At 52.4% G+C, this 13,387-nt stretch carries 9 protein-coding genes; 7 read left to right on the top strand and 2 right to left on the bottom strand.

Annotated features, from left to right (window positions below; genetic code table 11):
* Positions 1 to 286 precede the first annotated feature (286 nt).
* On the bottom strand, positions 287 to 988 hold the full coding sequence (locus tag JJD41_RS23070) for a Uma2 family endonuclease (protein ID WP_200669934.1): 702 nt from the start codon (positions 986 to 988) through the stop codon (positions 287 to 289).
* 16 nt (positions 989 to 1,004) lie between these two features.
* Entirely contained in the window at positions 1,005 to 2,447 is a 1,443-nt protein-coding gene (locus JJD41_RS23065) for a cobyrinate a,c-diamide synthase (RefSeq protein WP_200669933.1), read from the bottom strand.
* Between the two features lie 269 nt (positions 2,448 to 2,716).
* Here JJD41_RS23065 and JJD41_RS23060 point away from each other — a divergent pair, with 269 nt between their 5' ends.
* The 7 genes from JJD41_RS23060 to JJD41_RS23030 all read left to right on the top strand — a co-directional run bounded on the left by JJD41_RS23060 (position 2,717) and on the right by JJD41_RS23030 (position 13,336).
* Positions 2,717 to 2,866 (top strand): hypothetical protein, encoded by a 150-nt coding sequence (locus tag JJD41_RS23060; RefSeq protein ID WP_200669931.1) that lies wholly within the window; start codon positions 2,717 to 2,719, stop codon positions 2,864 to 2,866.
* 126 nt (positions 2,867 to 2,992) lie between these two features.
* Entirely contained in the window at positions 2,993 to 4,828 is a 1,836-nt protein-coding gene (locus JJD41_RS23055) for a vWA domain-containing protein (protein ID WP_200669929.1), read from the top strand.
* Between the two features lie 331 nt (positions 4,829 to 5,159).
* A complete protein-coding gene (locus JJD41_RS23050; RefSeq protein WP_200669927.1) occupies positions 5,160 to 6,479 on the top strand; it encodes a hypothetical protein in 1,320 nt (439 codons plus the stop codon).
* Positions 6,476 to 8,098 (top strand): multicopper oxidase family protein, encoded by a 1,623-nt coding sequence (locus tag JJD41_RS23045; protein ID WP_234489076.1) that lies wholly within the window; start codon positions 6,476 to 6,478, stop codon positions 8,096 to 8,098. Before JJD41_RS23050 ends, JJD41_RS23045 begins: the two co-directional genes overlap by 4 nt.
* A gap of 489 nt (positions 8,099 to 8,587) precedes the next feature.
* A complete protein-coding gene (locus JJD41_RS23040) occupies positions 8,588 to 9,184 on the top strand; it encodes a zinc ribbon domain-containing protein (RefSeq protein WP_200669925.1) in 597 nt (198 codons plus the stop codon).
* 133 nt (positions 9,185 to 9,317) lie between these two features.
* Positions 9,318 to 10,079 carry a class I SAM-dependent methyltransferase gene (locus tag JJD41_RS23035; RefSeq protein ID WP_200669923.1) on the top strand — a complete coding sequence of 254 codons (762 nt, stop codon included), beginning with the start codon at positions 9,318 to 9,320 and terminating at the stop codon, positions 10,077 to 10,079.
* A 161-nt stretch (positions 10,080 to 10,240) separates the two neighbouring features.
* The gene (locus JJD41_RS23030; protein WP_200669921.1) at positions 10,241 to 13,336 is read left to right on the top strand and encodes a transglutaminase family protein; all 3,096 of its coding nucleotides are present in this window, start codon (positions 10,241 to 10,243) and stop codon (positions 13,334 to 13,336) included.
* Positions 13,337 to 13,387: the final 51 nt, after the last annotated feature.

Below are 13,387 nucleotides of genomic sequence, written 5' to 3'. Positions count from 1 at the left end.
AACCTTAACCGGGCGATCGCGCCGAGACCCCTCTCAATTTTTCGGCCATTGCCACCCCATTGCGGCCATCCTACCCGACAAAAATAACTTTAACCCTTTCTTCCTTCCTCTGTCACGATCCGGGCGGGCGATCGCCATTGATGCCGATTCCCGTCGATCGATAAATATAAATCTTTTGAGGGATGTTTTCTTTATATTTCAAGGTTGATTTGAGAAGATGTAGGGATCTAAATGAGTAGGTGTTCGCAGATCGAAGCGAGAAATAGAAAACCGTGACAGGCGATCGTTATCTGCCTTCTCCCTCTCGTTCTAACTGCTGCACGAAGGCTCGATGCGCCGGACTGGCCAATCCCGCTTGCAACGTCGCCATCAGTGCTCCCATCTCTCCCGCCAGGAGTTGGGGAACCGCCAGCCACAAGCCCGGAAAGACCCCACTGCGAACGATCCCGTCTCTGTCGGGAACTCGGGAAATATACTCTTCTCCTTCCAAGGCAAACCAATCGAATTTTCGATCCATCACTTGCCATACCAAATATTCCCGAACCCGATTGCGTCGATACACTCGTTTTTTATCGCGCAAGTCAATCGAAGCCGTACTCGCCGCAATTTCGACAATTAATTCCGGTGCCCCTTCGATGTATCCCTCCTCACCGAGGGAACTTTGACCGCCAGAGGGGCGATCGATGAGTAACACCGCATCCGGTTGGGGTTCGTTGTCGAGATCGAGACGCACGCTCGGATTATCGCCCAAACGCACTCCCGGCGTCGCCATCTTGTAATTCCAAAGCCAACCGATTATGTTGGCATGAGGTTCGGCATGGGCTTCAAATCTCAAAGGTGAGGCCATATAAACAATTCCTTCGATCAATTCCGCTTTTTTCACGGAGGGCATTGCTCGGTAACGTCGCTCGAATTCACGACGGGAGAGCAAATCGCCATTTTCGAGGATCGGCGGAGTTTGAGGATGAGAAGGGGTGAGCGAAGTCATCGGTTGGAGGGGTTCGCTATCGAGTCGGGTTCATTTGAGACGATTTTAGCCGTTGAAGAGCGGCAAATGCCTCGGAGCGAGCAAAATGGGCGCAATGGCTCACAAAGCGAGCGGGAATTTCCGGTCGATCGCCCCAGTGCAAGTGCAGGTAAGAGGCGTGCAGGGTTTGAGAGGTTCCGTGCCATCCTTCATCGCCGAGGGGTTGGGGGCGATCGTAACGGGATTTTTGGAAGATGGGGGAGTGCGGTTCGCGGGTGAGGTGCGATCGGTGAAACTCGTGGGCGCAAACGGTTTCGCCGCTTGCCAGGATCGGTGTCGGCTGAAGGGCGATCGCCTTGCGATAACCGAGATTCAAGCGAGAACCCATTTGGGCCGTCGTCGGTAAAATCCCGACCATGGGCCAGCTTTGCCCGTCAAAATCGACTAAATGTTCGCACAAATACATCAAACCGCCACATTCGGCATAGGTCGGCATTCCTGCCGCGATCGCCGCCCGAACTGTATCTCGCAGGCGGTCGTTGGCGGCGAGGGATTCGGCAAATATTTCTGGAAAGCCCCCACCGAAGTATAAGCCGCTCGTTCCTTCGGGAAGGCGATCGTCGGCGAGGGGACTCCAGGAGACTAATTCGGCTCCGGCGTCGCGCAGGCGGTCGAGATTGTCCGGATAGTAGAAACTGAAGGCCCGATCGCGCGCTACGGCGATCGTCACTCGCGCAGACTCGGCGATCTCCGCCAGGGCAGGGCAATCGCCCCTAGGGGTTCGGGCAACTTGTAATAAGGGGAAGAGTAAATCCCAGTTAAACGACCGGGCGGCAAGGTGGGCGAGGCGATCGAACAGGGCGTCGAGATCGGGCAGTTCGGCAGTCGGAACTAAGCCGAGATGGCGGTCGGGAATGGCGATCGCGTCTTGACGGCGCAAAATGCCCAAAATCGGCAATCCCAAGGGTTCTAGGGCATTTTCGAGCAGTTCGCAGTGACGATCGCTCGCCACTCGATTGAGTATGACTCCGGCGATCTTGACGCGCGGGTCAAAATGGCAGTAACCGTGGGCGATCGCCGCTACGGATCCCGACAGACGGGCGCAATCGACGGTCAACACCACGGGTAAATCGAGCAATCGGGCAATATGGGCCGTACTGGCAAAATCGCCCTCGGGGCGATCGCCGTCAGGAGCATTGACGCCGTCAAATAAGCCCATCACCCCTTCGACTAGGGCAAATTCGACCGCCGGGATGTGGCGATCGAAACAGCGACGGACGTAATCGGAAGAAGTCAGTACCGGGTCTAAATTGCGACAGGGACGTCCGGTGACGTACTCGTGAAACATCGGATCGATATAGTCCGGCCCGACTTTAAACGATTGAACGGAATATCCTTGGCGTTGTAAATACGCCAGCAGCGATAGGGCGATCGTCGTTTTCCCCGCCCCACTGCGTTCGCCTGCAATCACTACAGCCATCGATGAAGTTCTCTTGATTTGCGCGCGATTCGTCGCGATCGACGATCGCTCCTCTATTATTCTCCCATTACCGTTGCCCCCAGCACCGGGCGAACCGCCTGCGATCGCGGGACGATTTTTGAAAAGATGCGACGAACCGAGAAGCTCTGGTCTTATCTTATTCTTTGTTAAATCCCGAACCGACTGTTTCTAAATCCCCCAAAAACCTCCTACTTTAGCTATGAATTAGCGGTGGTTGAGTAACAAAACAAAGGGCGGCTGGATAGAAATTGAATATTGAACGTCGCGATCGCACGTTAGCTTGGGCGCATCGAGAGTTCATCTTAGACAATGAAGATATCGATTCTTGCATATTTGAACAAGAAATGACCATTGAAATTCTTTCCGATATTCCACCGACCACCCGATTTCGTTTATGACAACAATAAGGATTAACATCACTAGAAACGTTCCAGCGGAATGCTTCTCAGGCTGACATTTTACTTTTCATTGGTTAAACTAAAATCACATAATTTCATCTCAACCCTTAACACCAACCTGTGAATATGAAAGCCAACTACACCCTCAGTCAATCGTTAATTGCTGCAGATGTCCCCTCAACCGTAGACTTACTGATTACCTTTCAAGGCTCGAAGTCGAATCGGCAGAACTTTTCTCGTCGTCCCCTGAATCTTTGCTTAGTCTTAGATCGTTCGGGATCGATGGCGGGAGCTTCGCTACGATATGCCATTCAAGCTGCCAAAAATCTTATCGATCGCCTCACCGATGATGATTTTGTTTCGGTGGTAATTTATGATGACATCGCCGAGGTGATTATTCCCCCACAATTAGTCACTGATAAAGCCGCCATAAAAACCAAAATTGGTAAAATTCGCGCCCGGGGCTGCACCAATTTAAGTGGCGGCTGGTTGTTGGGATGCAGTCAAGTTCAAGCGAACCAAAGTCCGGAACGGATTAATCGCGTCTTACTTTTAACTGATGGATTGGCAAATTATGGGATTCAAGATCCGAAAGTGCTGACCAAAACAGCCCTGGAAAAAGCCGAGGCGGATATTGTTACCACAACATTAGGGTTTGGTAATTATTTTAACGAAGATTTACTGATTAATATGGCAAATGCCGCCCGGGGAAATTTCTACTTTATTCAGTCTCCCGATGACGCCTCCCAAGTGTTTGAGATTGAGATGGAAAGTTTGGTGTCAGTTGTGGCGCAAAATCTCAGGGTGAGGCTACAACCGGAAGAATTTGTTGAAGTGGGTGAGATTCTCAATAACTATCAGTTTTCCCAAGGGGGTAATACGGTAGAAGTTGTCTTGGGGGATGTGTATGGCGTCGAACAAAAGCCCTTAGCGGTTCCCTTAACTGTGTCGCCGCGATCGCTATCGGGAATGACGACAATTGCTACGGTGACGTATGACTATCAAACCATTGTCGAAGGGAGTATTCAAGAGATTAGCGATCGGTTTTCGATTACCTTAACCGTCGGTTCAGAAGCAGAAGCCCAAGACATCCAGCCCGATCCGCAAGTCTTAGAACAAACCTCTCAGTTAAGAATTGCAAAATTGAAAGATGAAGCTGTTTCTCTGGCGGACAAGGGAGACTTTCAACAAGCGGTGGTTAAGCTGCGGGAAACCATTGAGGAACTCAAACGCAAGACATTAGATGAATTCTTTGATATTGCGGAAGAAATAGCCCAACTGGACTACTATGCCCAATGTTTAGAAAATCGACGCTTCGATCGCGCCATCCGCAAAGAAATGCGCGATCAATCCTATCAAACCAAAACCCGCGATCGCGAAGATTTAAAGTTACGGGGTACGACAACAGGTGCAGCCAGTGGGTTAGAGGTAACCACGAATCCCGATAGTGGTGTTTTAGTTAAATGCGAACGGGTGGGAGGTAAGCTACGAGTTCGAGTGATTTCTGAGGGATATAATTCGGATTTAAACGTGCAGTTTCCTCGCAGTATCCGCGAACAAGATGTCACCTATGTCGTGGATGAAATTACCCTATCTGCTAATGGCACATTCTATCGCGCTTCCGGAAGCATTCGCCGCCTCGTTAAACCGGGTGAAGAAAAAGCATCTACCCAAAAAACCGCTCAAAAAGGGAAAAAACTACAAACCGCTAAAGCCCAAGGAACGGCGGCTGATTTAGAAACCACAGATACCGTGGGAGATGGGGTTCTCGTTCAGTGTATTAAGGACGGAAAAAAAGTGCGAGCCAGAGTGGTTTCGGATGGCTATAATCCTGACTACAACATCCGTTTTCCGCGCAATATCCGAGAGGAAGGCATGTTATATGTGGTTGATGAGGTGAAGGAAAATCCCCAGGGAGGGTCTTATATTGCCTATGGAAAAATCCGCCGATTAGTTCAGTAGTTGTCAGCACTCCATCACTGAGGGGGCGGGATTCTGACAGGTTCTCGTTTTGTTTACCTTAACGATCTCGCTTAACGCTTGCCGTTGCCTCAACTCCCGTGGCGGCGGCTATCCGCCGAGGATAATGGCGATCGAAGGGTGACTTATGGTGGCTTTGAGGGGCGATCGCCTATCGAGGGGCGATCGCCCTCCATCCCGGGGAAATTGTGCCGAACCCGATCTTAAAAACCCGTCACTTTTTTAGCTTTATTTTAGAAAATTCACGGTTTCAAACCGGATAATTCGACGATAATAAGGGCGATTTTATCGAAAATCAGAGACAGGGGCAGTTATGACTCAATATACTTTAGCCTGGACGGGAGAATCGGGCTTTTCTGCCGATGGTAGTTTTGTGGTTTCGCCCAATTTTAACGGTACGATCGCCACCAAAGACAACCTCGAAGCGTTTGTCTTATTCCTGCGCGATCCAGAGGGCAATATTCTCTCTAGCTTTAACTATCAATTTCCCCAACCCCCAGATTCTGAATTTAACTTTAACTTCGATACCACCACCGGGCGCATTCTCCAAGAAGGCAACTTCGACCGACCCGACGGCTTCGATCTCGGCATCGAGTATAACGTCGACACCGGACTCGATTTCATCACCTATATCAATCCTGAAGAAGGCGTCCCCGAAACTGACATTTTCCTCGAGCGCATCGTCACCCCCGGAACCGACGAAGGACTGATCGAAATCGACGAAGGCGGTACCCTGATTGCCTCCCTCGCCCAAAAAACCTACGATCTCTTCTGGCGGGGGAATGAGGGGTATTTGGCGATCGGACAATTTAGCTATCCCGAGGGTCGTGAGGGAATCGTCACCGCCGACGACCTCAGTGACTTGCAACTGTCTCTATACGACCCCGACGGGCAACTGCTGCGCGGTTTCGACTACGATTTCCCTCAACCCCCCAGTTCGGAATTGAATTTTAATTTCGATACCACCACCGGGCGCATTCTCCAAGAAGGCAACTTCGACCGACCCGACGGCTTCGATCTCGGCATCGAGTATAATGTCGACACCGGACTCGATTTCGTCACCTATATCAATCCCGAAGAAGGCGTCCCCGAAACCGACATTTTCCTCGATCGCATCGTCACCCCCGGAACCGACGAAGGACTGATCGAAATTGACGAAGGTGGTACCCTCGCCGCCGTTTCCCGTCAGGTCGATCCCTTGACCGGGTTGGATTTGGCGGATTTATTTGATGAAGATTTCTATCTCGCCAATAACCCGGATGTGGCGGCTGCCGTGGCCGAGGGTACATTCGCTAATGGATTCGCTCACTTCCAAGCGAACGGCCAGTTTGAAGGCCGCGATCCCAGCGCCGTATTCGATACCGCCTTCTATCTAGCGAATAATGCCGATGTCGCCTCCGGCGTCGCCGAGGGATGGCTCCCTTCGGCGGTTTCGCACTTTGTGATTTACGGCGAATTCGAGCGGCGATCGCCCAATGCTAATTACAGCGAAATCGCCTATCTCGCGCGCAATTCAGAAGCTCTATCTGCCGTCCTTTCCGGAGACTACGCCACCGGAATCGAGCATTTCTTAGCCGTCGGTCGGGGTTTGGGGCTTTCAGCCGCCCCCGGTTTTGGGAATGCAGTGGTTTGACAACACAGTATCATCGACCCCGATCGCGGCGATCGGGACAATATGACCCCTTCCCCTTGACCTTCTACTTAGCTGGAGACTTTACCCTAGAACGGCAGCCTAAATTCAACCGGGGAGGTCACACCATGAAACGCAGACAATTCTTAACCCTGAGTGGTTCGAGTGTCGCCGCCGTCCTCCTCAGCCGTTGTGCTTCCAACAACTCGACCCAAGCCCGACCGTCTCCCACGGTGATTTCCTCGCAGGGCGGTTTGCTCGATCTAGACTTAGAAGCCCTTTCGATAAATACCACCCTCTCCGGTCGTCAGTTTCGCTTGTTGGGCTATAACGATCGCATTCCCGGCCCAGTTTTACAAGCCAAACCTGGCGATACCGTGCGCGTCCGGTTCACCAACCGCATCGGTCAACCGACCAACCTGCACTATCACGGCTTGCACGTTCCACCGACGGGCAACGCCGATAACGTCTTTTTAAAAATCCCCTCCGGAGAAACCTTAACCTATGAATTTACCCTGCCTGAAAACCATCCGGCAGGCTTGTTCTGGTATCATCCCCACTACCACGGTTACGTTGCCGATCAAGTCTTTGGCGGTTTGGCAGGCGTCTTTATCGTACGCGGCGAACTCGACGAAATCCCCGAAATTAAAGCAGCAACAGAACACGTCCTCCTTCTCAAAGATTACGATCCCGACGCGGGCAGGATCGGCAGTCGCGCGAGGACGGGCATGATGGGCGCTCATATGGCGCAAATGAGAGGTCGCGAGGGCGCCGTCGTCACGGTCAATGGCGAAATTCAGCCCACTTTTAACCTCCCTGCCGGGGGATTGTTGCGGTTGCGCCTGCTCAATGCGTCGAGTTCTCGCTTTTACCGTCTCTCTTTAGAAGAGCATCCCTTTTATTTAATCGCTACCGATGGCGGTGCTATTCCCGAACCCGTGGAATTGCGCGAACTGCTGCTTTCTCCCGGAGAACGGGCGGAGGTTCTGGTACGTGGCGATCGCGAACCGGGCCAGTATCGCTTACTTAATTTACCCTACGATCGCGGCGGCATGGGCATGATGGGCGGCATGATGGGGCGCGGCCCGCGAGGCGGCATGATGGGGCGCGGTCCGCGAGGTTCGGCGAATGCGACCGAAACCTTAGCCACCGTCACTTATCACGGTCAAACCGACGTTCTCCCCCTTCCCAAGACCTTAATTCCCGTAGAAACCTTGCCGGAACCGACACAAACCCGCCGTTTTCTGCTCAACCACGGGATGAATCCCGGTCGAGGAATGGTTTTTTTAATTAACGGTCGCGCTTTCGACCACCAGCGCATCGATACGACCGTGGGACTGAATACGGTTGAAGAGTGGGAATTGGTCAATACCGGAGTGATGGACCATCCTTTCCATCTCCATACCAATCATTTTCAAATCACGAGTGTCAATGGCACGCCGCCGCCCTATCGCGCTTGGAAAGATACGGTCTTGGTGCCGTTCGGCCAAAGCGTTCGCATCCGCATTCCCTTCCGCGATTTTGTGGGGAAAACCGTTTATCACTGCCATATTTTAGATCACGAAGATTTGGGAATGATGGGAATGTTAGCAATTCAAGATGAAGTAGCGATCGTCAAATAAATCCTAAAATTGATGTCAATTTATCTCAAAGCGTATCGAACAAACCAATAAGTTTTCAGCCCTGTTTTACAATGAAGGCGCGCCGATATCAATTACCCGTCAGCACCCCGCTCTGAAGACAAGGGGCTTCATGTCTCTCGCTTCAGGTCGCCGACCCGCCTAAGTCCTTTGAGGACTCTGTTATTGACAAGCGTTAAAGACCTACCTTGAAGTGTCCGCCAGCTTCAAGCTCTAGAACCGAATCGTTCAACCGTCCGACGAGGGGTCAGACCGTGCGACTCGGAAAGTACCGATCGATAACATAGGCGAGGCCAACATTAGCCCGAAAGGGAGTTTTGGAGATCGCCCTCTCCATCGGAGGGGCAACCCTACCCCTCTATACTCATCCGATGGAACTCGGCGCTCTGATGCCGCTTGAGTCGGTTGTTCTCCCGGCTCTCAAGAGACAGGGCGTCCAACCCTCCAGGAGATTTACGTGAGGTCAAGATCGTGGCTTATACCTGCAACCTAGGAACCGGACAACAAGTTTATCTCGAAAATCAGGGAGTACAAACCGTTGTCACCCTCGTCAGCAGCAGTGCAGGACAACAGCAGCAAGCGAGTAACGGCTTTTCTACCGGATCGTGGACTGCCCCCCCTTCCCTGTACCGAACTCCCAATGGTTTTGTCATCCAGATTGACAGCGAAAGGGGTCAATATTTCGTGCAGCTTCAAAGCGGTGGCGCGATGAGCATGATGAGCGCTCAACCGTCTTTAAATAATGCTCAAAGCCTTCAAGTTCAACAAGCGTCGAGTGCTTCTTTTTCTGGGTCTTCCAGTCAGCCGATGCAGCCGATGCAACCGATGGAACCCATGAAGCCGATGGAACCCATGAAGCCGATGGAACCCATGAAGCCGATGAAAATGGGGGATATGGAAATGCAGACCAATCCCATGCAAATGAAAATGGGAAATATGGAAATGAAAATGGGCGATTCTTCCTCGGATCGATCGCAGCAATCCGGGCGTCATTTCTGTTCTCAATGTGGGGCGGCGGTGAAACCGGACGATCGCTTTTGTGCTAATTGCGGTCATCACTTAAATTAGAGAATCCCGAGGACGATTATTGTTAACCTAGGGGAATGGAAGGAGAGGCGATCGCCTCAACTCAGGTAAAGTTAGAATGAAGTATTCTATCAATTGAGGACAAGTTTAGGATACGGGGTTGAGCGATCGCGTCATGTCTTCTGCTCTCGATTACGAAAAAATTGCCCATCTTTACGACTCTTATTTACAGTTCGAGAACGATTTACCTTTCTTTCTCGAAGAATGTCAAAAAACGAACGGTTCGGTCTTGGAATTGACCTGCGGAACTGGACGAATTTCGATTCCTTTGTTGGAAGCTGGGGTCTCCTTGACTTGCGTAGATGCTTCCCCGGCCATGTTAGAGATTTTTCGCCAAAAAATAGCAGAAAAATCCCTCGATCCCGCGATTGTTTTGGCCGATATTGCCGATCTCCAATTCGACTCGAAATTCGATTTAGTTTTACTACCGTTCCAAAGCTTTCACGAACTCCATACCGCCGCCGAACGAGAACGAACTCTCGCCGGAATTTACGATTGTCTCAATCCCGACGGACAGTTTATTTGTACCCTGCACAATCCCAAAACTCGCCTTGAAGCGATCGCGCGCGGTACGACGGAGTACGGACCTTTTCCTCGCCTAGATGGGTCGGGTTCGGTGCGTGTATCTGTCACCTTAGAATATGAAGCCGATACGGGAATCGTTAGTGGGTTTCAAACGATTTATGAATTAGATTCAGGCGATCGCCTCATCGCAGAACATCGCGTTTCCATTCGATTTTCTCTGATAGAATTAGAGAGTTTCCAAGCTCTCTTAAAATCGATAGGTTTCTCGATCGAAACGATTTATGGAAATTACGATCGCTCCCCGTTTATTCCAGAAAGCAGCCCTTACGCGATCGTTTTTTCGTGTAAATAGAGCGTGAATAAATCGAGTATCAGTTAATTTTTTTGTCGTTGCGAGTCACCCTAGCTGTAACCTACAATTGCCACGGAATGCTAAATTTGGCTTACCCTAGAATGTTAGTAAATAGATCATTTAAAATCTAATAAAATCTAAAATCTAAAATCTAAACTTACATGTCCATAAAAGTCGCCTTAAACCATCAGAAAATCTACCAGTTCGATCGCCCGGTGACCGTCGGTCCCCATGTGGTTCGCTTGCGACCCTCTCCGCACTGTCGCACTCCGGTTTGCAGTTACAGCTTTAAAGTCATTCCAGAAGATTACTTACTAACCTGGCGACAAGATCCTTACGGAAACTACTTTGCAAAATTAAACTTTCCTCATCCTACCGATAAATTAAAGTTTGAAGTCGATCTAATTGTCGAACTGCAACCGATTAATCCGTTCGATTTCTTGTTAGAACATTATGCAGTTAATTATCCTTTCAAGTACGGCGATCGCCTCGCCAAAGATTTAGCGCCCTTCTTGGAAATTAGCGAAGCCAGTCCCTTACTAGATTCTTATTTAAAAAACTTAGATTGCGGTTCGACTTTTACCACGAACTTTTTAACCGCACTCAATACCCAATTATCGCAAGATATTAAATACGAAATCCGACTCGCAGAAGGAATTCAAACCTGCGAAGAAACCCTCGATCGCCGGATCGGTTCCTGTCGGGATACGGCGTGGTTATTCGTACAGATTTTGCGCCATTTGGGCTTGGCGGCGCGTTTTGTGTCCGGTTATTTAATCCAGTTGGCGGCGGACGAACCCCCCCTCGACGGTCCGGCGGGACCCGCAGAAGATACGGCAGATCTGCACGCCTGGACGGAAGTTTACCTTCCTGGGGCGGGATGGGTCGGTCTGGATCCGACCTCGGGGATGTTAGCCGCCGAAGGACACATTCCCTTATTCTGTAGCGCTCACCCAATGAGTGCGGCTCCGATCTCCGGATCGATCGAGCAGTGTGAGAGCCAACTGCACTTCACGATCGCCGTTTCCCGCTTTGAAGAGCGATCGCGGGTGACCAAACCCTACACGGACGAGCAATGGCAGGAGATCGATCGCCTCGGGCAAACCGTCGAACGCGCCTTGCAAGACGCCGACGTGCGCCTGACGATGGGCGGCGAGCCGACCTTCGTATCGATCGACGATTATACTTCCCTCGAATGGCGTACCGGGGCAATGGGTCGAGACAAACGGCGGTTGGGGGAAATCCTCTTAAAACGGCTGCGCGATCGCTTCGCCCCCGGGGGTCTGCTGCACTACGGACAAGGCAAGTGGTATCCCGGCGAAAGCCTACCGCGCTGGGCGCTCGGCTGTTACTGGCGGGCCGACGAGCTGCCCTTGTGGCACGATCGCAGCCTGTTTGCCGAACTCGACAACGATCGCCCCGCCACGATCGCCGACGCCCGCCGCTTGATGCTCGCCCTAGCCGATACCCTCGGGGTCGATCGCGATTGCGCGATCGCCGCGTGCGATCCTGCCCTTCCCCAAGAACCGAGCGCTTACGTGCTACCGCTCGTGCGCAGTTCGCAAGGCTGGGTCACCTGTGAATGGCAACTGCCCCATCCCTCTTTATATTTAGTTCCCGGCGATTCCCCTGCCGGATATCGCTTGCCCCTCAACGCGATCGCCTGGGTCGAAGCCGAGCGCTCGATCCGAGAAGCCGACGGCGAACGCGGCGAAGCCCTACCCCCGCCCCGCCGGGCCGAACCCCACACCATTAACGTCGCCTTGTGCGTCGAACTGCGCGACGGGATCCTCTGGGTCTTCATCCCGCCGATCCAAAGCCTCGACAACTACATCGATTTAATCGCCGCGATCGAACAGACCGCCAGCCAAACCGCGATCGCCGTGCGTCTCGAAGGCTATCCACCACCGCGCGATCGCCGCCTGGTCGGCTTTCAAATCACCCCGGATCCCGGCGTCCTCGAAGTCAACTTACATCCCGCCAACCATTGGGACGACCTCGTGCGCCATACCCGGATCCTCTACGAAGAAGCCCGTCTCTGCCGCTTGGGAACCGAAAAATTCATGCTCGACGGGCGCCGGATCGGCACCGGAGGCGGTTCGCACCTCACCCTCGGCGGCTTGACCGTCGCCGACAGCCCTCTGTTACGGCGCCCGGACTTACTCGCCAGCTTCATCGCTTACTGGCAACACCATCCCAGTCTGTCTTATTTATTTTCCTCATTGTTTGTCGGGCCGACCAGTCAAGCGCCCCGCATCGACGAAGCCCGTCACGATAGCTTGTACGAATTAGAAATTGCGATCGCCCAAATCCAAGCCCGACCGGAGATCCCGCCCCCGGTACTCGATGCACTCCTGTCCAACTGGCTCGTGGATGTCACCGGAAATCGCCACCGTTGCGAATTTTGCATCGACAAACTCTATCCCGTCAACGCCCCCAACAACCAATGGGGACTCCTGGAACTGCGCGCCTTTGAAATGCCCCCCCATCCCGATATGTCCCTGGTGTTGGCATTGTTGGTGCGCGCCCTCGTCGCCCGCTTTTGGCAGCAACCCTACCAGCGTCCTTTCGTGCGCTGGGGAACCGCCTTGCACGATAAATTTGTTTTACCCTACTATCTCGAACGCGACCTCGCCGACATCCTGATGGAGTTGAAAACGGCGGGTTATGCCTTCGATTTAGCCTGGTTTTCGCCGTTTTTAGAGTTTCGCTTTCCCCACTACGGCGAAATCGTCGGCGAAGGGGTGCGCTTGGAATTGAGATCGGCGATCGAACCGTGGCACGTTCTCGCCGAAGACGCCACCGCCCGAGGAACCGCCCGCTATGTCGATTCTTCGATGGAACGAGTCCAAGTGAAACTGTCTCAAGCCGTTCCCGGTCGCCACTGGGTCACCTGCAACGGCTATCCCGTTCCGTTACAACCGACGGGGGTACAAGGGGAGTTCGTCGCGGGGGTTCGCTACCGGGCTCGCAAAATTTCCCAAGTCTTGCATCCGGCGATCGCCCCCCACGTTCCTTTGACCTTCGATTTAGTCGATACCTGGGTCGGACGGGCGATCGGTGGCTGTCAACTGTACGCCGACAATCCTAATGGGATGGAATGGACCGTCTTACCCGTCAACTCCCGCGAAGCCCAATCGCGCCAACTCGCCCGCTTTATCCCTCACGGGCACAGCCCCGGTATTTTGGAGATCCCTCCCCTAGAACGGAGTCAAGAATATCCCAATACCCTAGATTTGCGACGGGTAGGGTTTTAGATTTTAGCGTTTGGAGTTCACCGGATTCCGACTCCCTACTGCCTACTCCTC

The organism is Oxynema mangrovii CENA135 (genome assembly GCF_016632315.1).
In the GTDB taxonomy this organism is placed as follows: Bacteria; Cyanobacteriota; Cyanobacteriia; order Cyanobacteriales; family Laspinemataceae; genus Oxynema; species Oxynema aestuarii.
The sequence above is the reverse complement of the archived record's forward strand: the minus strand, read 5'-3'. Positions and strand labels throughout refer to the sequence as shown.